This is a genomic window from Vibrio sp. 1401, from assembly GCF_033340295.1.
The window spans coordinates 44,574-65,960 of the sequence record NZ_JAWOWF010000025.1 but is presented as its reverse complement, the minus strand read 5'-3'; the positions used below and the strand labels follow the sequence as shown (position 1 = coordinate 65,960).

The 21,387-nt window shown below is 45.0% G+C and carries 17 protein-coding genes; 11 read left to right on the top strand and 6 right to left on the bottom strand.

What is annotated here, in order from left to right; all coding sequences use genetic code 11:
• Positions 1–9: 9 nt before the first annotated feature.
• Together lldD and R7Z77_RS14040 are read right to left on the bottom strand one after the other, a co-directional pair.
• A complete protein-coding gene (gene lldD / locus R7Z77_RS14045; RefSeq protein ID WP_005383962.1) occupies positions 10–1,149 on the bottom strand; it encodes an FMN-dependent L-lactate dehydrogenase LldD in 1,140 nt (379 codons plus the stop codon).
• Positions 1,150–1,464: 315 nt separating this feature from the next.
• On the bottom strand, positions 1,465–3,156 hold the full coding sequence (locus R7Z77_RS14040; RefSeq protein ID WP_005375111.1) for an L-lactate permease: 1,692 nt from the start codon (positions 3,154–3,156) through the stop codon (positions 1,465–1,467).
• A gap of 162 nt (positions 3,157–3,318) precedes the next feature.
• Between R7Z77_RS14040 and R7Z77_RS14035 the strand changes: the two genes are divergently transcribed.
• Together R7Z77_RS14035 and R7Z77_RS14030 are read left to right on the top strand one after the other, a co-directional pair.
• Positions 3,319–4,218 carry a LysR family transcriptional regulator gene (locus tag R7Z77_RS14035; protein ID WP_005375112.1) on the top strand — a complete coding sequence of 300 codons (900 nt, stop codon included), beginning with the start codon at positions 3,319–3,321 and terminating at the stop codon, positions 4,216–4,218.
• Positions 4,219–4,338: 120 nt separating this feature from the next.
• Complete coding sequence (locus R7Z77_RS14030; protein WP_064354920.1) at positions 4,339–6,372, top strand: prolyl oligopeptidase family serine peptidase; 2,034 nt, start codon at positions 4,339–4,341, stop codon at positions 6,370–6,372.
• Between the two features lie 242 nt (positions 6,373–6,614).
• Here R7Z77_RS14030 and R7Z77_RS14025 read toward each other — a convergent pair whose 3' ends face one another.
• Complete coding sequence (locus R7Z77_RS14025; RefSeq protein WP_064354919.1) at positions 6,615–8,246, bottom strand: ABC transporter ATP-binding protein; 1,632 nt, start codon at positions 8,244–8,246, stop codon at positions 6,615–6,617.
• Between the two features lie 85 nt (positions 8,247–8,331).
• Positions 8,332–8,829 (bottom strand): hypothetical protein, encoded by a 498-nt coding sequence (locus R7Z77_RS14020; RefSeq protein WP_017635485.1) that lies wholly within the window; start codon positions 8,827–8,829, stop codon positions 8,332–8,334.
• A gap of 187 nt (positions 8,830–9,016) precedes the next feature.
• Here R7Z77_RS14020 and R7Z77_RS14015 point away from each other — a divergent pair, with 187 nt between their 5' ends.
• The 3 genes from R7Z77_RS14015 to R7Z77_RS14005 all read left to right on the top strand — a co-directional run bounded on the left by R7Z77_RS14015 (position 9,017) and on the right by R7Z77_RS14005 (position 14,656).
• A complete protein-coding gene (locus R7Z77_RS14015; RefSeq protein WP_005375118.1) occupies positions 9,017–11,377 on the top strand; it encodes a Lon protease family protein in 2,361 nt (786 codons plus the stop codon).
• Between the two features lie 293 nt (positions 11,378–11,670).
• Positions 11,671–13,299, top strand: coding sequence for a methyl-accepting chemotaxis protein (locus tag R7Z77_RS14010; RefSeq protein ID WP_042521649.1), 1,629 nt, complete (start codon positions 11,671–11,673; stop codon positions 13,297–13,299).
• Positions 13,300–13,696: 397 nt separating this feature from the next.
• Entirely contained in the window at positions 13,697–14,656 is a 960-nt protein-coding gene (locus tag R7Z77_RS14005; RefSeq protein ID WP_064354918.1) for a porin, read from the top strand.
• A gap of 124 nt (positions 14,657–14,780) precedes the next feature.
• On the opposite strand, the gene R7Z77_RS14000 is transcribed toward R7Z77_RS14005, so the two are convergent.
• A complete protein-coding gene (locus tag R7Z77_RS14000; RefSeq protein WP_042521645.1) occupies positions 14,781–15,527 on the bottom strand; it encodes a flagellar brake protein in 747 nt (248 codons plus the stop codon).
• A gap of 127 nt (positions 15,528–15,654) precedes the next feature.
• On the opposite strand from R7Z77_RS14000, the gene R7Z77_RS13995 reads away from it, so the two are divergent.
• Both R7Z77_RS13995 and R7Z77_RS13990 read left to right on the top strand, forming a co-directional pair.
• On the top strand, positions 15,655–15,930 hold the full coding sequence (locus R7Z77_RS13995) for a GNAT family N-acetyltransferase (protein ID WP_005375124.1): 276 nt from the start codon (positions 15,655–15,657) through the stop codon (positions 15,928–15,930).
• Positions 15,927–16,904: a phosphotransferase gene (locus R7Z77_RS13990; protein ID WP_213967617.1), complete on the top strand. Its 978-nt coding sequence runs from the start codon at positions 15,927–15,929 to the stop codon at positions 16,902–16,904. The genes R7Z77_RS13995 and R7Z77_RS13990 overlap by 4 nt, the downstream gene beginning before the upstream one ends.
• A 46-nt stretch (positions 16,905–16,950) precedes the next feature.
• Here R7Z77_RS13990 and R7Z77_RS13985 read toward each other — a convergent pair whose 3' ends face one another.
• Positions 16,951–17,451, bottom strand: a complete 501-nt coding sequence (locus tag R7Z77_RS13985; RefSeq protein ID WP_017820512.1) for a GNAT family N-acetyltransferase — start codon at positions 17,449–17,451, stop codon at positions 16,951–16,953.
• A gap of 395 nt (positions 17,452–17,846) precedes the next feature.
• On the opposite strand from R7Z77_RS13985, the gene napG reads away from it, so the two are divergent.
• The 4 genes from napG (at position 17,847) to R7Z77_RS13965 (ending at position 21,340) form a co-directional block, all read left to right on the top strand.
• Positions 17,847–18,617, top strand: a complete 771-nt coding sequence (gene napG, locus R7Z77_RS13980) for a ferredoxin-type protein NapG (RefSeq protein WP_005383947.1) — start codon at positions 17,847–17,849, stop codon at positions 18,615–18,617.
• Entirely contained in the window at positions 18,617–19,471 is an 855-nt protein-coding gene (gene napH, locus R7Z77_RS13975) for a quinol dehydrogenase ferredoxin subunit NapH (RefSeq protein ID WP_017635480.1), read from the top strand. Before napG ends, napH begins: the two co-directional genes overlap by 1 nt.
• 199 nt (positions 19,472–19,670) lie before the next feature.
• A complete protein-coding gene (locus R7Z77_RS13970; protein WP_005375129.1) occupies positions 19,671–20,852 on the top strand; it encodes an MFS transporter in 1,182 nt (393 codons plus the stop codon).
• A gap of 206 nt (positions 20,853–21,058) precedes the next feature.
• A complete protein-coding gene (locus R7Z77_RS13965; RefSeq protein ID WP_025768568.1) occupies positions 21,059–21,340 on the top strand; it encodes a YrhK family protein in 282 nt (93 codons plus the stop codon).
• The last annotated feature ends 47 nt before the right edge of the window (positions 21,341–21,387 follow it).

Here is a 21,387-nt window from a genome sequence, read left to right as displayed (position 1 = left end):
TTGCAAAGATTATGGGATTTTCACTAGCGAATCGCGTGAAAGATCCGCGATAGACTTAGCGCCAGTCAGCGTCATTGCTACACGCATTTCTTTATCGTACAGATCCAGTAGGTTTTCAACGCCTGCTCCGCCTTGTGCTGCCAATGCGTACACAAATGAACGGCCAAGAAGCGTACAGTCTGCACCAAGTGCGAGCATACGAACGACATCAAGACCAGTACGAATACCAGAGTCTACGAAGATCTTAAGATCACCTTTTACCGCATCCGCAATGCTTGGTAGTGCTTTAGCACTTGAAAGTACGCCATCTAACTGACGGCCACCATGGTTAGATACCACAATGCCATCTGCGCCGAAACGTACCGCATCTTTCGCGTCTTCTTCATCTAGAATGCCTTTGATAACCATTGGGCCATCCCAAAAATCACGAATCCACTCAAGATCTTTCCAGGAGATAGAAGGGTCGAAGTTTGCGCCTAACCAGCCGATGTAATCTTCTAGCTTTGTTGGTTCGCCACGATAAGTTGAGATGTTACCTAAGTCGTGCGGTTTACCAAGTAGACCCACATCCAGCGCCCAGCTTGGGTGGCGCATCGCCTGGAATACACGACGCATGGCCGCGTTAGGGCCACTCATACCTGAGTGCATGTCACGGTAACGTGCGCCAGGAACTGGCATATCAACGGTAAACACCAGCGTTGTTACGCCTGCTGCTTTTGCACGCTCAAGTACGTTTTTCATAAAGCCACGATCTTTAAGCACGTAAAGCTGGAACCACATTGGACGTTCAATTGCAGGTGCGACTTCTTCAATCGGACAAACCGAAACAGTTGACATAGTAAATGGGATGCCTTTTTTCTCGGCTGCTTTTGCTGCTTGCACCTCGCCTCGGCGCGCGTACATACCAGTTAGACCAACAGGAGCTAGCGCGATTGGCATTGCCAGTTTCTCACCGAAGATCTCGGTTTCGAGGCTCAAATCTGTCATATCGCGTAGGACGCGTTGGCGAAGAGCGACATCACCTAAATCGTCAGTATTACGCTTCAGCGTGCGTTCGTCGTAAGAGCCGCCATCAATATAATGGAATAGAAACGGGGGAAGCTTGGCTTTCGCGGCAGCGCGGTAGTCAGTAGAAGCTGAGATAATCATAATGGTGTCCTAGCGGTTATTCTAAGCAAAGTTGTGGAGCAATTTGCTCTTTCGTTGAGTCTTCATCGCAAAGCAGTGAAGACATCAAAATGAGTATAGTTACCTATGGTTCACTTACGTTTGAATCGGTGATGTTGGTAACCCATTTACATAATTGGTTGAAAAATTTTATCAAATCACTCAATCAGTTATGCAAACTGGAAAGGGTGACACAGCTGTCGGGGGAATTGATGTAGCAAGCTAAATCAACATGTCGGGGTAGTAGTGCAGACAGCTGTGTCAAATTAGGCAGGGCTGTAAACCCTGCATTTCGCGTTACTTCATTAAGACATCTGTCATTTGGAAGCCATAAATCAGCACCAATCCAATAATGCCTGTCATTACAATGTAGTAGAACGTAGGGATAATCGTCTTACGCAATGTTGCGCCTTCTCGACCAAGCAAACCTACCGTGGCTGATGCGGCAACAACGTTGTGAATCGCAATCATGTTACCTGCGGCAGCACCGACGGCTTGGAGTGATACAACAATCACGCTCGAAATAGACAACGTTTGTGCCACTTCGAATTGGAACTGGCTGAACATCATATTTGATACCGTGTTTGAGCCAGCGATGAACGCACCCAGTGCACCAACGGTGGCACTCAGCGCTGGGAACGCAGAACCAACAAGGTCAGAGGCGAAGTTTGCGGTTGTGACGGGCATACTTGCTAGGTCAGCACCGTTGATGCCTGAGTTGATAAAGATACGAACCATCGGAATGGTAAATACCAAGACAAAACCCGCCCCAATCAGTGTTTTGCTTGACTCGCCAAATGCTTCACGCAATGGCTTTACGCTGCCGCTTTGTAACATTGCAGCAAGTAGTGCGACAAACACCAGAATGCCACCAGGAAGGTATAACGGCTGAATCGCAGCGCTAACGCCAGTCTCACCAAGAATGTTGCTGAACGACAAACTTACGCTTTGTACAAAGCCTTTCAGTTCTGGGCTTACGCGGCTTGCGACGAGAATAACTGCCAGCATTACATATGGAACCCAAGCTTTTACGATGCTCATTGGCTTGCCCGGATTGTCGTTTAGATCGACTTTTAGCGAACCTAACCACTCTGCAGGCCATTTGTCTTCGCTTTCGAAATCCCACTTAGTCTTTGGTACTAAGAAGCCTTTTTTCGCTGCGGTAACAACGATAGACAGACCAACCAAACCACCGATAAGTGAAGGGAACTCTGCGCCCAAGAATACGCCGGTTAACGCGTATGGAACGGTGAAAGAGACACCAGCGAATAACGCAAATGGTAGAATATCCAGGCCTTCACTCCAGCTTCTGTTCTTGCCGAAGAAACGTGTTAACATCATCGCCATTAATACCGGGATCATCGTACCTACGACTGCGTGAATGACAGCAACGTGTGCTGTGATATCTTGCAGGTACATTTCCCACGTTGCACCTTGTGCGGCCAACGACTCACTGATGTTATGCGTGTCTAAACCTTTGTTTACACCTACGATGATAGGCGTGCCTACCGCGCCGAATGAAACAGGCGTAGACTGAATCATCATGCCCATAAGGACAGCGGCTAGCGCAGGGAAGCCGATTGCAACCAGTAGTGGTGCAGCGATTGCTGCCGGGGTACCGAACCCAGATGCGCCTTCAATGAACGAGCCAAAGCACCAAGCAATGATGATGGCTTGTACACGGCGGTCAGCCGAAATATCGGTAAATCCATTACGGATTGTGGTGATCGCTCCAGTGTGTTTTAAAGTGTTGAGCAAGAAGATGGCACCAAACACGATCCATAGAACAGAGACAGTAATGCCGAGTCCTTGGAATACGGAGGCCAGTACGCGATTGGCTGACATATCCCAAAACATAAGTGCGATAGCGACGGTTAGACCGAACGCAACAGGCATGGCTTTTTTAGCAGGCCAGTTGAGACCAACCAATAAGATGGCGGCAACAACAATTGGCGAAAATGCCACTAGGGCAAGTAGGGTTTCACTCATTTGTACATCCTTCGTACGCTGACTTCTCGAACGGTGTCAATCCGCTGTAGAGGTGACTTTTTGTTGTAATGGTTTTGTTAATTTGGCGTGAATTTACTCCTTTATTTTTTGTTGATATAGGGAAATAATGAAAATAATTAATTCCAAAAGTGACATAATGGTATGAGAGCAGACGACTTAATCCTATTTTCTCAAGTAATCGAACTTGGCAGCTTTAGTAAGGTTGCAGAGGCAAATAACCTTACAAATTCGGTAGTTAGCAAAAGAATGGCGAGGTTGGAGGAAGAAATAGGGGCTCAGCTATTATATAGAACAACGCGCAAATTAACCTTGACCGAGGCAGGTAAGGTGTTACTCCACAGTGCTAAAAATGTGAAGCAGGCCACTCAGGAGGCTATGGACGCTGTTGCAGGCTTTGGAGAGAATGTGAGCGGTCATATAAAAATGTCCGTGCCGTGTATCTCTGGAGATTTGATACTTGCTGATGCTGTTGCCGAATTTTGTAACCTTCATCCGGGTCTGACCGTGGATATGTCATTGGATAATCGCTTTGTCGATTTAGTGGCTGATGGTTACGATTTAGTCATTCGAACTGGCTACCTAGCCGACTCCAGTTTGATCGCACGACATATTCTCGATTCCCAATGGGTGGTATGCGCGTCACCTTCTTATATTGCGAAAAATGGGAAACCGATCGAGCCGATTGATCTCACCACGCACAATTGTCTGCAATACGCTTACCAAACCACAGGTGCAACGGATTGGGAGTTTAAAGGAGAAGATGGCAATTACATCGTCAAAGTATCGGGCTGCTTTTCTACTGATAACGCGACCGCATTACGTAAAGCCGCTCTGGGCGGCCATGGTATTGCTTACGTCCCGCGCTGCTTGGTGTATCACGATATTCGTAATGGTCAACTGGTGGATATTTTTCCTGAATTAGTAGGTAAAAAGTTGGGTATCTACGCGGTGTATCCGTTTACTCGTCAACCACCGAACAAAGTGAAGCTGCTTATTGAGCACATTCGTGACCGGTACTTAACGATATCTCATTATTTCTAGGTTCTTCATAGATTTAAAACAATGTCGTTGAAATCAAAATTGGGTGCTCTAAGGTAATCACCGCAATAAAACGATTGAAGATAAACAACTTAATAAAAACAACGGAGTAACACGGACGTTATGCATTACCCAAAAACACGTAAAGATTCTGTCGTGGATACTTATTTTGGTCACGACATTGCCGACCCTTATCGTTGGTTAGAAGATGATCGCAGTGAAGAAACCGCACAATGGGTTTCGGGTCAAAATTCGGTCACCTTCGATTTCCTTGGTCAGATACCGTACCGCCAACAAATCCGTGACTTAGTGGCGAACAGTCAAAACTACGAAAAATATTCCCAGCCATTTGTACGTGGTGACTACACCTACTTCTACAAAAACAACGGTTTGCAAAACCAAAGCGTATTGTATCGACGTAAAGGCGAGGGAGAAGCCGAGGTTTTCCTTGATCCAAATACTTTCTCCGAAGAGGGCACGACCTCTCTTGGCGAAGTCAGCTTCTCTAAAGACTACCGTTTGGTCGCGTATTCCATCTCAGAAGGGGGTAGTGATTGGCGTAAGATCTTTGTCATTGATACGGAAACCAAAGAACAGTTAGAGCCTGAGATTGTTGATGCGAAGTTTACGTCGATTTCTTGGCTGGGCAGCAAAGGCTTCTATTACTCAAGCTACGATAAGCCGCAAGGCAGCGAGTTGTCTGCTCGAACTGAGCATCACAAGCTTTATTATCATGAACTTGGTACCCCTCAATCTGAAGATAAAGTGATTTTTGGTGAGTTGGATACGCAAGTTCATCGTTATGTGTCTGGTACGACGACGACAGATGATCGCTTCCTCATTATCTCTGGCGCAGAATCTACATCGGGTAATCGTCTGTTTTATATCGATTTACAGTCTGACTCCCAAGCAATTGTGACGCTGCGCGATACAACGCAAGGCGACACCTACTTAATTGATAGCCAAGACGCAACCTTGCTGCTTTACACCAACCTAGACGCGCCGAACGGCAAAGTTGTCAGCTACAACACTCAGACAGAACAATGGGCTGACGTGATTGTTGAACAAGAACAGCCGCTAGAAATCAGCAAAGGTGGCGGTTATCTGTTTGCGACTTATATGGTGGATGTGCTTTCTAAAGTGCAGCAGTTTAACTACCAAGGTGAGTGGATTCGAGATGTAGAACTGCCGGGAGAGGGCACGGCTTACGGTCTAGCGGGTAAAAAAGAAGAAACCACGCTGTATTACACCTTTACTAACTACGTGACACCACCGACGATCTTCTCATTTGATGTCGAATCTGGTGCATCGACGCTTTACCAAGAATCAAAAGCGCCGTTCGATCGCAATGAGTATGAGTCAAAACAGGTGTTTTACACCTCAAAAGACGGCACGCAAGTTCCGATGATCATTTCATACAAGAAGGGCATTGCACTTGATGGTAGAGCACCAACCATGTTGTATGGTTACGGCGGTTTTAACATCAGCCTCACTCCAATGTTTTCTGGCAATGTAGCCAACTGGCTAGAGTTGGGTGGTATTTACGCTGTCGCCAACATGCGAGGCGGCGGTGAATACGGTAAAGCCTGGCACAACGCAGGCACTCAGCAGCAAAAGCAAAACGTGTTTGATGACTTTATTGCGGCGGCGGAATACCTGATTGAAAACGACTACACGAGCTCGGATCGCCTAGCGATTCGCGGTGGTTCTAATGGTGGTTTGTTAGTTGGAGCGTGTATGACGCAACGCCCTGAACTATTCAAAGTCGCGCTGCCTGCGGTTGGCGTGCTTGATATGTTGCGTTACCACACGTTTACGTCTGGAGAAGGCTGGAAGTATGACTATGGCACGTCGGAGCAAAGTGAAGCGATGTTCCAATACTTGCTTGGTTACTCTCCTGTTCACAATGTAAAAGAAGGCGTGCAATATCCTGCTACCTTGGTGACAACTGCTGATCACGACGACCGAGTTGTGCCAGCACATTCGTACAAATTTATTGCGAAGCTGCAAGACAAACAGCAAGGCGCTAATCCAGTATTGATACGCATTGATGTCAATGCAGGTCATGGTGCAGGAATGCCGCTGAGTAAGCAAATTGACCTCACCACAGACGTGTATGCATTTACGTTACATAATATGGGTATTGAGTCGATTTAATGCCCTAGTTGTTCGAAGCTTCTGAGAATAAAAAAATGCCGCGACAGTGTCGCGGCATTTTTCATGGTTGGGGGAACTCAATTCATACTGTATGCCAGTATTTGAGCCAGGTTGACTAAGTCTGACTCTTGAACCAACCAGTCTCGGCGGCCAAACCGAAAGGCAGCTACGCCATTCTTAAGACAAGATGAATTTATCACCTTTTCTTAATCCTAGTTTATGAATATGAAACTGTGATGAACCTAAGCCGCATTGTGCTGATTTTCACTGTTTTCAAGATCAAATGAGGCATCTATCAGTTTTTTCGTGTAGTCATTTTTAGGGTTTTGGAAAATCTTTTCGGCCGTACCTTGTTCCATGACCTCGCCCTTTTGCATGACTAGAACACGATCAGAGAGTGCTTTAACTACTGATAGATCGTGGCTAATAAACAAGTAGCCAATATTGTGTTTTTTCTGCAAATCTTTCAGAAGGTCAATCACTGTCAGTTGCACCGAGCGGTCTAATGCAGAGGTTGGCTCATCAAGCAGAATAAACGAAGGTTCAAGGATCAGTGCTCGCGCGATAGCAATACGCTGACGCTGGCCTCCTGAAAACTCGTGCGGATAACGGTTGATGGACGCGGGATCTAAGCGGACCTCACGGAGCACGTCGCGCGCTTTCTGCATACGTTCTTTTTTACTCAACATTGGTTGGTGGACAGTTAATCCTTCTGTGATGATCTCGCCGATAGTCATACGAGGAGAAAGCGAACCATAAGGGTCTTGGAATACCATCTGAACGTCTTTTTTCAGCTCAAAACGTTCTTTGTTTGTCAGCAAGGCCATATCTTGGCCTTTGTATTCTATTTTGCCAGTTGAGGGCAGTAGACCTATCAAAGCTCGGCCGAGTGTAGACTTACCTGAACCGGACTCCCCAACGATCCCGAGGGTCTCTCCTTGTTTAAGCTCAAGAGAAATGCCTTTTACCGCTTCGAAGTACTCATTCTTGCTCGCAATAAAATGCGACTTTACCAAGAATTTGACTCGTATATCGTCGGCCTTTAAAAGCTGTGTAGCACTTTCGCTAATAGGCTCCTTACTGCCTTTAGGAATCGAGTTGATTAGCATACGTGTGTATTCGTGCTTTGGGTCCTCGAAGAGTATTTGCGTTTCGCCTTCTTCGACGACTTCTCCTTTACACATCACAATGACACGGTCTGCAAAGTGTTTTACGACGCCTAAGTCATGAGTAATAAATAGGATTGCCATGCCCATCTGAGCCTGAATTTCTTTAATCAGGTGCAACACTTCTGCTTGAACCGTGACATCCAACGCCGTTGTTGGTTCGTCGGCGATCAAAATATCGGGCTCGTTAATCAGTGCCATCGCAATCATGATGCGTTGCAATTGACCACCAGAAAATTCGTGTGGGTACTTGTTGTACGCTTTTTCTGGGTTTGGCATATGAACCAATTCAAACAGCTCTAACACCTTTTCTTTTGCTGTTCGTCTGTCGACCGGGCGGTGACACATTATGGCCTCAGCGACTTGGATACCCACCCGCATGTACGGGTTTAGTGAGGTCATCGGCTCTTGAAAAATCATGCCAATGCGATCACCGCGAATAATTTGCATTTCACGCTCTGTTTTATCCAAGATGGAGCTACCCTCAAACATGATGGATGAGCTTTCATGCAAAATAGCGTTGTCTGGCAGTAGTTTCATCAGTGCATTGGTTGATACTGACTTGCCAGAGCCAGATTCGCCAACGATGGACAGCGTCTCGCCTGCTTTTAAATCGAAGCTAACATTCTTTACTGCATCGACGATCCCATCGTTTGTCGTAAAGCTGACTGATAGGTTGTTCACCGAAAGAATGGTTTTAGAAGACATCACAGATCCTTGTGGTTGATAAAGCAAATGATACTCAAGCAATGGACAGTACAAACCTAGCTGGCCTCAATGCTTGAGCTTTAGATTAATTATACAGGTGAGAAGGCGAAGCTTTTGCCGAACTCATTGCTTGCAAATGTAAGAACTGCTCATGCGCGCGCGTTACGTGCTCGAGTTCTATCATCCATTGAGCATTACGTTGGGCAGAGCAAAATGCCGCCATGTGAGCTAATAAGTCTTCGCTCTGTTGACCAAGTAGGTGACCTACGCGCTCAATCAGTTCATGGCTCTCTAGCTGCAAAAATTGAAATAGCGCGTAAGTTTGATTGAGTATTGAGAACGCATCATGCTGTAAGCCGAGTTTGTTGAGAATCTCTGATTGCGTCACGCTAGCATCTCTAAGTCCCGTAATGAGACATACAAATTGGCAAGGTTTAGTTTGTGCATTTTCTAGCGCTAAATGAATGTGGTTGGGTAGATTGTTGAGCACGTCGTCATATAAACGATGAGCTTCTGGCCAATGGCCTTGTTCCATCAGTTGCTCCGCTTTTAAGTAGCGCATCCAGCATTGCTCAATATTCATATCCATCTCCACAACATTTGATTTGTTTAGATATTAAATGAAATTGATTATCAATTGCAAGTGCGTGTTAATATCACTTATGTGTTCATAAAATGTCCAATCAATCTAGGGTGGAAGGTAAATCACTTAAAATTAAGCAAATAATCTCTACACTCAAATAACGAAAATAAGAAAAAAGGAAGTGGATATGGCAATACTAAGATTGGAAGCTAAGCAGCTATATTCTGTAGCAGATCTAGAGAATATGCCATGTAAGTCGACCAAGGAGTTACCTCCAATTGATGAAATCGTGGGCCAAGAGCGCGCGCAAAAAGCGGTCGAGTTTGCGATGTCCATCAAAGAGAAAGGGTATAACATCTACGCCATTGGTCAGAATGGGCTAGGTAAACGCACCATGATCTTGCGCTATCTGAATCGTCACCAGCACGATGCAGCAGCCCTGTTTGATTGGTGTTACGTTGCGAACTTTGAGGATACCCGTACACCAAAGGTATTAAAGCTGCCTTGTGGTATCGGAAATAAACTACGTGTTGATATTGAAGCTTTAATGGGCAAATTATTGAATGCTTTACCCCTAGCATTCGACAATGAAATGTACTTTAGCCGCGCTGAGCGATTAAAAAATCAATTGGCAGCTAAGCAACAAAACGAGCTGGATCGTATTAGTCGAGAGGCAAAAGAAAAGGGCATCAGCCTAACACTGACTACGCAGGGGGATTATCAGTTTGTCGCCATGAACGGTGATGAGCTTCATACGGAAGAGTCTTTTGATGTACTAAGCAAAAAAGAACAAGAGCAATTCAGCGATGCTATTGATGAACTCGAAGTGCGATTGCGCTCGATGGTTCGTGAGCTTACGGAGTGGGAAGAGACATACAGCGATAAAATCAAAAAGCTCAATGATGAAGTGACGCTTGATGTGATTACTCACTTCATCAAAAAACTCAAAGTGGATTACGCGCAATATTCCGAAATCAAAACCTACTTAACTGAGCTGCAAAAAGATATTGTTGAAAACGCAGATATCTTCCTTGACCAAAGTGGCGAGCAAGGCGAAATTGCGACGGCATCCTTGGATAAAAAATTGCCACGTCGTTATAAAGTGAACGTCTTGGTAAGCCGTAAAAGCAGCGAATTTCCTATCGTTGTTGAAGAAAACCCCAACTATCATTCACTCTTCGGGTCGATTGAGACTGCCACTTTCAAGGGAACGGTGTTTACCGACTTCTCGCTGATTCGCGCAGGGAGCTTGCATAAGGCGAATGGCGGCGTTCTATTAATGGATGCTCAGAAAGTACTTGAACAGCCTTACGTTTGGGATGGTTTGAAGCGCGCATTGCGTGCTCGTCAATTGAGTTTTACGTCTCTAGAAAAAGAAGTCACATTGACGGGGGCGGTATCACTCGATCCTGAACCGATTCCGCTTGATATCAAAATCATCTTATTTGGTGATTACCGAACTTACCAATTACTCCAACATTACGATCCAGAGTTCAGCGAGTTGTTCCGCGTGACGGCAGATTTCGAAGACGAAATGAAACGTACGCCGGAGTCTGAGCTGCATTACGCGCGCTTTATCTCTAGCGTGGTGCATGACAACAATATGCTGCATTGCGATCGCAAAGCCATTGCTCGAATCATCGAATACAGCTCACGTTTGTCTGGCGACCAATCCAAGCTATCTCTACATTCGGCTAATATCGCCAACTTGCTTCGAGAGTCGAACTACGTAGCTCGTCAAGCCAACTCCAACATGATTCGTATTGGGCATGTTGAAGAGGCGCTCAATAACCAAGAAATGCGAGTAAGCCGATTACGCGATAACGTAATGGAAACCTTTATTAACGGCACAACGCTGATTCGCACCGAAGGAGAAGCCGTAGGCCAAGTGAACGCACTTTCGGTATTGAGCACTAGTGACTACATGTTTGGTGCACCGAATCGCATCACAGCGACGACGTGTTACGGTGATGGGGATGTTATCGATATCGAGCGCAGCGTGGATTTGGGTGGCAGTATTCACTCTAAGGGCGTGATGATTTTGTCTGCCTACTTATCTTCCGTATTTGGTAAAACGGCACGAGTGCCATTAACGACAACCATTACCTTTGAGCAATCTTATGGTGGTGTTGATGGTGATAGTGCCAGCATGGCTGAGTTATGTGCGGTTGTGTCTGCTTTTTCAAAGCAACCAAACCGACAAGACATTGCGATAACAGGGTCGATGAATCAATTTGGTCAAGCTCAGCCTATTGGTGGCGTAAACGAAAAGATCGAAGGATTTTATGATGTGTGTGTAATTAAAGGTCGTCATGACGGGCAGGGGGTCATTATTCCGCGCTCTAATGTTCACAATCTAATGCTTCGTTCCGACATCGTGAAAGCAGTCGAAAAAGGCGAGTTTAATATTTGGGCGATTGACCATGTTACTGAAGCTATCGAATTGTTTACGGGGAAAGTTGCTGGTGAGCCAACTGATGAAGGTTCTTATCCAATCGATACCATTTTTGGTCTTGCTCAAGCTAAGCTCAATTCGTTGAGAAAATAGGCTGAAACCGTCCTAAATGTGAATGTATCTCATCATAAGTGATCATAATTTATCATAACGACAATATCCCGACGCCACTGTCGGGATATTGTCAATAACAGATTGAAAATGGAGAGTTTTTGTACTAGACAAAAGTGTGATCGACCTCTAATATTCGCCACTTGTTTATTCGTCTGGGATTTATCCCGTCGCAAGGAAGCATAGATATTCAAACTGCCGAAAAGTAACGTTGTTATAGGCACTGCTCGAGTTTGTTTGGATATAGACATCACGCATACAACTGAGGCCCTGTCATGCAGTTATCACTGAAAAATTTGTCAGTACGAACGCAAATTTTGGTTCCGGTATTATTTACCGCGATTGTTTTGTTTATTGCTCTTTGGATTACTAAAAACAATCTTCAAGCAGAGCAAGATGTTATTGCTTCCAACCAAGAATCTTTGGTTTTTCACAAAGACACATTGGCGAGTATTGACGACCAAATTTACCCTCTGCGCATAAGCGCGGTTTACGCTATTTACGATGCTTCTCGTCGTGAGAATTTTCTAACCGAATTGAAAGAAGGCTTAAAGCAAGTTGATGCCGATTTAAGCGCAATTGAAGCCCGAAACCTATTCCGTGACGATGCCGTTAAAGTTCGCCAAGCAATTGAATCCTATGTGCGATATTCAGAGCGCTCAGTTGATTTCTTCAACCAATACGATCAAGGTTTGAAATCGGATAGCGAGTACCGTGCATTTGTCAAAGAGTATCGCAATGTTGGCCGAGAAATGGTCCAACAAATTAACACGCTATCAAAGCATGTAAACGAGCAAGCTGAACAATCTACTATCAGAAGTCATCAGCAAAATGAACGTGTGCAAAATAACGCTATGTTGACGGTTTTAGCGGTATTTGCTTTCTCATTGATAGGCGCTTGGTTCCTATCTGGCATGATTGTTACACCAATCCAAAAGCTGCAAGAAGTGATGCGTCAGTTAGCAATGGGTAATCTATCAGTACGTGCAGATGTCGATGGGGACAATGAGATCTCTAAGCTGAGCAAAGATGTAAACCAAACCGCAGAGCAGTTATACAACACTGTGGACCAGTTAACCCGTATTAGTGAGGAAGTTGCATCTGCATCGACCGAATTGGCTGCGGTAATGACGCAAGCGGAAGCGAACGCTCAACAAGAGTTGGCGGAGATCGAGCAAGTTGCATCTGCGGTTAACGAGCTTGCAAGCACTGCGAATAATGTGAGTGATAACGCGACCTCTGCTGACGCAACTGCGCGTGAAGCTGATGGACTTGCTCAATCAGGTTTGGCTATCTTCCAAGAAAGTGCGGAAGCAAGTGCGCAAATGTCTCAAGCATTGAACGATGCAGCGCAAGTTGTTTTGCGTCTAAAAGAGCAATCTGTACAGATCAACGATGTTATTGAAGTGATTCGCGGCGTATCTGAGCAGACCAACTTGCTAGCATTGAATGCTGCGATTGAAGCGGCGCGAGCTGGTGAATCTGGTCGTGGTTTTGCGGTAGTAGCTGATGAAGTACGCATGCTAGCGGCGCGTACTCAAGACTCGACACAAGAGATCCAAACGATCATTGAAGAGCTTCAAGCGCAGTCTGGGCTGGCGAATGACAGTATGCAAGTCAGCCTTGATATGCTTAGCCGCAACAACGAGCTGACGCAACAAGCGAATGAAGCGTTGGTTGGAATTACCGAGTCGGTCGCCAACATCAACGATTCAAACACGCAAGTAGCAACCGCAGCCGAAGAGCAGTCTCAAGTTACTCAAGATATCAATCGCAACGTGGTTAACATGTCGGAGCTTGTAAACCAAAACGTAGCGGGCATCAGCCAAAGTGCAAGTGCGAGTACTGAGCTTTCATTACTTGCAGAGAAGCAGAAAGAGCAATTAAGTTTCTTTAAGCTTTAATTCATCATCTACTTATCAAATCTCTAAATCCCTGAGTGAATGCTCAGGGATTTTTTTGTTTGTAATAATCGGATTTATTATCAATAAGTCTATCTAAAACAGTCAGTTAACAAGATTTTTTTGCGGGCAATATCACGTTTTGTGATATTGTTTTTACATTTTTTTCGTCAATTTTTTTTTGACGCGAACATTTTTTTTAACTCAACCGATAACTTGATGGTTGAGAGGTATTCATATCGTCATTTTAAGTGGTGTTTTCTTCTATAAGTGCTGTTTATTCAACACGTTGCGTGAAAAATAACAGCTGCTACTATGCCGCCAGTTTTCTCGTTGGTACAGAAAAGTCCTGTTTTTCTGGTGAGAAAACACATATAAAACAATGATATGGAAAATAACAATGAAATTAAAAACTTTAGCTGTAGCAGTGGCGCTAATGGCATCAGGATCTCAAGTTGTCGCTTCAGAACTATACAACCAAGATGGCACTTCTCTTGAGATGGGCGGCCGCGCTGAAGCGCGTCTTTCTATGATGGATGGTAAGGCAGAAGACCGTACTCGCATCCGTCTTAACTTCCTAGGCAAACAGGAAATCAATGAAAACCTATACGGCGTTGGTTTTTGGGAAGGTGAGTTCAAAACAAAAGAAGAAGGTGCCGTAGATAACAATAGTGATCTTGAAACTCGTTACGCTTATGCAGGTCTGGGTGGCAAATACGGTGAAGTAACTTACGGTAAAAACGACGGCGCACTAGTGGTTCTTACTGACTTTACTGACATTATGGCTTACCACGGTAACACAGCAGCACTTAAACTGCCTGTTTCTGACCGTACAGATAACATGCTGTCTTACAAAGGCCAATTCGAGCAACTAGCTGTACGCGCTAGCTACCGTTTTGCTGATCGCACAACAGATGCACAAGGCTTTACAGACAACGAGGAAGATGGCTTCTCTCTATCTGGTGTTTACGCGTTTGCTAACACTGGTTTTGAACTAGGTGCTGGTTACGCAGATCAAAACGACAGCGATGAGTTCATGCTGGTAGCTGCATACTCTGTAGGTGACTTCTACTTCGCTGGTAACTACACTGGCGCGGATATGGATGTTGCAGGTAAGACTTTTGATTACAAAGGCTACGAACTAGCCGCTGCTTACACTATGGGTCAAACTGTATTCACTTCTACGTTCAACAAAGGTGAACTAGAAGACGCAGATACTGTAGAAAACCTAGCTGTTGATGTAACTTACTACTTCAAGCCTAACTTCCGTGGCTACGCATCATACAACTTCGATCTAATGGATAACGAAGGCGCGGCTGAAAAAGATGAGCTAGCGCTAGGTCTACGTTACGACTTCTAAGTCATGACTCTTATCTAAGATACTGCCTTATTCTTAGTAAATAAAAACCCCTTACTGAAAAGTAAGGGGTTTCTTGTTTTCTAGCACTTCAAAGCTTCTTGATAAGCGATAGGGGTGATCAAATCTATCTTTTTAGTGTGAGCTTAGTACCATCAAATTTGAGGTGACTGAGGAGGTTTTTAGCGTTGTTTTTACCAACCTCATCAAACTCCATTCCGTAGCGAGCATAGTGCGTTGATTTTTGTAAATTACAAATACGACCTCGCAACGGCGCTAGCATACGACTTTCTCCGGGCATCGTTAGATCCAATGAAACGTGGTCACCAACCTGAAGTGGTCGGCTCATTGGTGATGTTACAAAACGACAGCCACTACGAGATAAATCTCTTATTTCACATTCAGTTCGATAGGCTTCTAAACAAACACGCGCTCTCAAATTTACTTCGTAACGCACTTCTTTGCGAAGCTGAAAGACCTGCATAGTGTTAGGTAGGTCTAGCACCAAAATTGGGTACGGATCGCCTAGTCGATGCTGTAATTGGGCCCGAAATGGGATAACGGCCCCTTCACCTCGATGAGAGTAGGCTTTTACATTGATCCAAAAGCCTTCTTGAAAATAGAACTTCAAGTCTTCATCGGAGATGTTCGGAACCTCTATCAATGCAGTATTATTTGAGTGACAGCCAACAAATGTGCTGGTTGTAATAAACTTTGTACCAACGGGGGTGGTGACGTTTAAGCTCACTTCACTGCCATGTTCGACCATTGCCATTGCATCGGTGCTATTTAATGTACTTGCCTGACGTTCTGGTGCCTTCTTGCTTTGCAGAGGTAGCTTGCCGTCTCTGGCAATTGGGCTCATATTTCTCATTATAATTGTCGTACCTGATGTAAGAAGGTAATCGCGTGAGGCGAAGCAGCACTCTCGCATGGTATCGATTTTATTCAGTGATATAGTTTGATTCAATCAATCTGTAACAAAAATTAGAGAGCAAGATATGCATAAAGTAACTCATGAGACCACGAATAGTACATTCTGGGTTGATTTAGAGCAGGGTTATAAAGCCAAGGTGATTTATCAGCTTAAGGGTAATGTCATGCACATTACATCAACGGTTGTTCCTGAAGCACTGCGAGGTAAGGGGTACGGAAAAGTGATGATGGAAGCGGTGTTGCCAGAAATTGAGTCACTCGGTTATCAAATCAAACCAGTTTGCCCATATGTTATTCACTACATGGAGAAGAACCAAACGTGGTCACATCTGCTCACATGATGAGTAACAACCACCAACGCTACCAAAATATTGGCCAGGAACTCAATCTCGGTAATTACCGCTCTGTAGAAGTCATACAATCGCTATGGGGAGGCTATGGGGAGTTAGTCCGAGTTACTTATTCTACTGGTTCAGTGATCATTAAGCATGTAAAACTCCCTAAGCCTTCAGAGCATCCTAGAGGCTGGAATACGGACCGTTCTCATCAAAGAAAGTTGCACTCTTATCAGGTGGAAGTGAATTGGTATGAGTATTTTTCCGGAGGGGTGGATACTCGCTGCCGAGTACCACAAGGTCTAAAAACGTTCCAATCGGAGAATGAATGGCTCATTGTGATGGAAGATCTCGCCGAGGTGGGCTTTCCAAAAGTCATCACAGATGCACAGCTAGAGCATCTACAAGCCTGCCTCACTTGGTTGGCGAACTTTCATGCGCGATACATCAATGTTCGTTCTGATAAGTTGTGGCATATCGGTACATACTGGCACTTAGCAACCAGACCCGACGAGCTTGAAGCATTGCAAGACACTGAGCTACAAAATACGGCTCAATTGATTGATCAAACGCTTTCGCAAGCTAAGTTTAAAACACTAGTACACGGTGATGCCAAATTGGCGAACTTCTGTTTTGATGAAGAAGAATCAAACGTTGCTGCGGTTGACTTTCAATACGTTGGATGTGGGTGTGCCATGAAAGATGTGGCACTGTTTATGAGTAGTGCCGTTAAGCCAGAACGTTGTGCAGAGATGGAAGTTTGGGTTTTGGATACGTATTTTGCTCAGTTGCAACACGCGCTAATGGGCTATCAACCGAATCTTGACCCTAATGAAGTCGAGCGTGAATGGCGTCCTTTGTTTGCTGTGGCTTGGGCAGACTTTCAGCGATTTGTGAAAGGTTGGAGTCCCGACCACTGGAAGATCAATCCATACACAGAAGCATTGACTCGCAGAGCGTTGGCTTACTTACGAAAGTGAGTCGAAGTTTAAAAAGAAAAGCCTCCAATTAGTAGGAGGCTTTGTTTTATCTTTGGCCTGGTCTGATGCGCGCCATGTAATAGGTATTGATGAATTCACCATCACGGAAGGAACCGTCAATCGCTTCACCCTCAATTTGAAATCCATGCTTTTTATAAAGCCCAATGGCGGCGTCGTTATCGGCATTGACCTCTATCTGAATTCTTCTCACATTTAACCAGTTATCTGCTAGTTCAGTGACTGTTTCTATCAACTTGCTACCAATACCGAGTCCGTGGAAACTATCATGTACTCCGATGCCAAACGATGCCGTATGCATCGTTCTTGGACGTAGAGAGTGGTGAAAGCCAATATTACCGACGACTTTACCATCAATTTCAGCGACATAGCTATAAACACCATCAGGTATGTTTGACAATCTTTCCACCCACATCGCGAGCGAAGGCTTTGGGAGTTGCAGGGTTTCACGTTGTGCTTTTGGTTGTGAATAGATTTCTACGAGTGCCGCTGCGTCTTCGACGGTCGTTGGACGTACGATAATTTCCATGCCTCTCTCCTTCGCTTTTTAGTTTTAATTTTTAATCTAACCACAGTTTTCTTATTTGGATAGTGTTTTTTTATGTTTAATGGATAAATGCCTTTTAAATTAGCTTGTTATGATGTCATTTTTTGAATTTTTAGTAGTGATTTATCATCGAATTGAGCGAGTAGATTGCAAAGGTGTTGAATTATTGTACTGAGAATGGCGCGTACTGCAGAGTATCGTGGTGAATTTCATGTCGCAGTAAATAAACGCATTTAGTCAAACTGTGACGACGGCACTGTGCGTCAGTTGACTTGAATCAATAGAGGATGGGGTTACCTCCTATGAGGTATAGGGAAACGACACGTTTAGGGCTATTTATGCTTAACTTGATAAGGGAGTTTTGTTGAGGAAATAGCATGAAATCCTCTCAGTCTAAAATATCGCAAAGTCGGCGCCGATTTTTGCGTGATACAGCTCGAACTGCGGCTGGTGTTGGCGCAGCTGCGTGTGTATTGGGCTTACAATCGCTACAAAGCCAAGCTCGAGAAACCAAAGGTGTGCCTATTCGTCCGCCTGGTGCACTGCCGGAAGGCGATTTCGAATCAGCTTGTATTCGATGTGGCTTGTGTGTTCAGGCATGTCCTTACGATACCTTGAAACTTGCGACATTACTTTCACCCGTCGCGACTGGCTCACCTTACTTTACTGCACGCGATATTCCCTGCGAAATGTGCGAAGACATTCCTTGTGTTGTCGCTTGTCCGAGTGGGGCGCTGGATCCGAAATTAACCGATATTGATGATGCTCGAATGGGTACAGCGGTTCTTATTGACCATGAAACTTGCCTTAACTGGCAAGGGTTACGATGCGATGTTTGTTATCGCGTTTGTCCGCTGATTGATGAAGCCATCACGTTAGAGATGGTTCACAACGACCGAACCGGTTATCACGCCAAACTTATCCCTACAGTGAATTCGGAAGTGTGTACCGGATGTGGTAAGTGTGAACAAGCGTGCGTGTTGGATGTCGCTGCTATTAAAGTTGTCCCGACGGATTTGGCGAAAGGCAAAGTGGGCAGCCACTACAATTTTGGTTGGAAAGAGATCGACAAACCACTCGAAAATATCCTCCCTAGTGAGACGCCTGTGCCGGAAGGTGCGCTTGAATCGCTAAAAGGAGGTAAGTAATGGCAAAGAATTTAGCTCAAAATGCTGGCAAAGAAGCGCTTGAAAAGCTTGGTTGGTGGCGCGCGCATCGGTTTTTGATTTTACGTCGGCTATGTCAGTTCACCATCATTGCGCTATTTATGGCTGGGCCGACGCTAGGAATTCTAACTGGTAATCTGTCATCAAGTATGTTGCTCGATACCGTGCCGTTAAGTGACCCGTTAATTGTGCTTCAAGCTTTGGCGACAGGGCATGTTCCGGAGTTTAATGCGTTGTTAGGCGTAGTGATTGTCGTGGTGTTTTACGCGATTTTGGCGCCGCGCGCATTTTGTGCTTGGGTGTGCCCGTTGAACATCGTGACAGACTTGGCGGCGTGGTTGCGTCGAAAGCTCAACATTAAAGCGAGCTATCGTTGGTCTCCCGTGATTCGTTATTGGCTGATCCCTGTTTTGATGTTGGGCAGTGCGCTGTCTGGCGCAATTCTTTGGACATGGTTAGATCCAGTGGCGGCACTGCATCGCGGGTTGGTGTTTGGTATGGGCGCAGGTTGGGTGTTGATCGCCCTAGTGTTCGTGTTGGATTTACTCTTGGTTGAGCATGGGTGGTGTGGGCACTTATGTCCACTGGGGGCTACCTATGGAGTGATAGGCCGAAAAAGCCTGTTGCGCGTTACTGCTGTTCGCCGCGAAGATTGCACCAAATGCATGGATTGCTTTTACGTTTGCCCAGAACCAGAAGTGCTTCGGCAGCCTTTGAAAGAGGGAGATCGTCGAGTTATGGATCAAAACTGCATTAGCTGTGGTCGTTGTTTGGATGTATGTCCAGAACATGTGTTTGAATTTAAAAATCGCCTATCAGTAAAAGTCATTGATTAAGCCACTGAGCACATTTACTCATGATTTATTTCTCTTGATACTTGAACATCGCGCTTCGCCAAGGAGTTAAGTGCGATGTTTGTCTTCATAACAATATCCCTCAGCCATATCTGCTTGCTCTGGGCTGAAAATAATAATGATATTGCGAATTTGTTACATTTAAAGCTATGATGATGCCTTCATATTTAAAGGAAACATCATGACTACCTCATCGCACGGCTGGAGAACGCCGCAAAATTTCCTCCTGTTAATTTCCATTATCGTGCCCATTGCTTTTTCTACCTGGATGGCGTTGTTGAACAACTTTGTTATCGAGAAAGCAAACTTTGATGGTGCCGACATAGGCTTATTGCAAAGTGTGCGTGAAATTCCGGGTTTTTTGGCCTTTACCGCCGTGTTTGTATTGCTGTTTATCCGAGAGCAACGCTTTATGCTCGTCTCTTTGGCGATGCTTACGCTTGGTACGGCATTAACAGGTTATTTTCCCACTTTGTACGGTCTACTTTTTACAACCTTGTTAATGTCCACCGGCTTCCATTACTTTGAAACACTCAAGCAGTCTTTGTCTTTACAATGGCTATCTAAAGAAGAAGCGCCAGAAATGCTGGGTAAGTTTATTTCTGTTGGAGCTTTGGCTTCTCTGTTTACCTACGGCGCCATTTGGGTTTCGCTCGAACAGCTCAAACTTGATTTTAAAACGGTCTATTTAATGGCTGGTGGTTTAGGTTTTGTGCTCATTTTGGTGATGGCATTTGCCTTCCCACAATTTAAGACAAAAGTGCCTCAGAACAAGAAGCTCATCCTGCGTAAACGTTACTGGTTATACTATGCGCTTACGTTTATGAGTGGAGCACGCCGTCAAATTTTTACGGTGTTCGCTGGTTTCTTGATGGTAGAAAAGTTTGGTTACTCCGCCGCAGATATTACGTTGCTGTTCCTGATTAACTATGTCTTTAACTTCTTGTTTGCGAAGCGAATAGGCCGTTTTATCGGCGTTGTAGGTGAGCGCAAAGCGTTGATGTTTGAATACGTCGGTTTGATCTTCGTGTTCGTCGGGTACGGTTTGGTGCAAACGGCTGAGTGGGCGGCAGCATTGTATGTTGTCGATCATCTATTTTTCGCGTTAGCGCTTGCGATTAAAACCTACTTCCAGAAAATTGCCGACCCAGCCGATATGGCGTCGACCGCGGGCGTTGCGTTTACGATTAACCATATTGCGGCGGTTGTAATACCTGTTACGTTTGGTGTGATTTGGCTGGTTTCACCTGCTAGCGTATTTTACATCGGCGCTGGCATGGCAGCAGTGAGCTTGCTGTTGTCACTCAATATTCCAGCGAAGCCGGAAGAAGGCAACGAAACTCGCTTGTTGAAGTGGAGTTAAGTTGGCACTCACTATCTAATCATTAAAGCGAATACCTGTAATTAGACTCGCTGAAAAGGGTGCTTATGCGCCCTTTTCTTTTGATCGCAAATAGATAATCCCCCCAATGGTTGTCAATGCATGCTACGTCCGTTAGGGTTTAGAACTAAGTATTTCGAAATAACTTGGGCATAACTGACGCGAAATAATAAGAGGGGAGCTATACAGTGCAGATACATGGCAGAGAGTTGGATTTAGATCTAGGAAGCCGTCACATCGTTATTCAGCGCCGCTATGAGGCGTTAGGTGCTGCAAACGACCTACTCATTGCTATTTGGTTTTTAATTGGTAGTTTTTTCTTTTTGAATGATTCGTTGATTGAAAGTGGTACTTGGCTTTTCATCGTGGGCAGTGCGCAGTTGATCATTAAGCCCCTGATAAAACTGATGAGTTTAGTTCATGTTGGTCGTTTGAATAAGCAACTTTCTGGCACATCAGCGAGCCGCTGAAATTACCGCTTCTTTTGAATACTTGCAAGCAAGAAGCCAGCAGGCAA

Coding starts and splice junctions, on each gene's coding strand:
- lldD (WP_005383962.1), bottom strand. CDS start 1,149: ATGATTATCTCAGCTTCTACTGACTACCGCGCTGCCGCGAAAGCCAAG.
- R7Z77_RS14040 (WP_005375111.1), bottom strand. CDS start 3,156: ATGAGTGAAACCCTACTTGCCCTAGTGGCATTTTCGCCAATTGTTGTT.
- R7Z77_RS14035 (WP_005375112.1), top strand. CDS start 3,319: ATGAGAGCAGACGACTTAATCCTATTTTCTCAAGTAATCGAACTTGGC.
- R7Z77_RS14030 (WP_064354920.1), top strand. CDS start 4,339: ATGCATTACCCAAAAACACGTAAAGATTCTGTCGTGGATACTTATTTT.
- R7Z77_RS14025 (WP_064354919.1), bottom strand. CDS start 8,246: ATGTCTTCTAAAACCATTCTTTCGGTGAACAACCTATCAGTCAGCTTT.
- R7Z77_RS14020 (WP_017635485.1), bottom strand. CDS start 8,829: ATGAATATTGAGCAATGCTGGATGCGCTACTTAAAAGCGGAGCAACTG.
- R7Z77_RS14015 (WP_005375118.1), top strand. CDS start 9,017: ATGGCAATACTAAGATTGGAAGCTAAGCAGCTATATTCTGTAGCAGAT.
- R7Z77_RS14010 (WP_042521649.1), top strand. CDS start 11,671: ATGCAGTTATCACTGAAAAATTTGTCAGTACGAACGCAAATTTTGGTT.
- R7Z77_RS14005 (WP_064354918.1), top strand. CDS start 13,697: ATGAAATTAAAAACTTTAGCTGTAGCAGTGGCGCTAATGGCATCAGGA.
- R7Z77_RS14000 (WP_042521645.1), bottom strand. CDS start 15,527: ATGAGAAATATGAGCCCAATTGCCAGAGACGGCAAGCTACCTCTGCAA.
- R7Z77_RS13995 (WP_005375124.1), top strand. CDS start 15,655: ATGCATAAAGTAACTCATGAGACCACGAATAGTACATTCTGGGTTGAT.
- R7Z77_RS13990 (WP_213967617.1), top strand. CDS start 15,927: ATGATGAGTAACAACCACCAACGCTACCAAAATATTGGCCAGGAACTC.
- R7Z77_RS13985 (WP_017820512.1), bottom strand. CDS start 17,451: ATGGAAATTATCGTACGTCCAACGACCGTCGAAGACGCAGCGGCACTC.
- napG (WP_005383947.1), top strand. CDS start 17,847: ATGAAATCCTCTCAGTCTAAAATATCGCAAAGTCGGCGCCGATTTTTG.
- napH (WP_017635480.1), top strand. CDS start 18,617: ATGGCAAAGAATTTAGCTCAAAATGCTGGCAAAGAAGCGCTTGAAAAG.
- R7Z77_RS13970 (WP_005375129.1), top strand. CDS start 19,671: ATGACTACCTCATCGCACGGCTGGAGAACGCCGCAAAATTTCCTCCTG.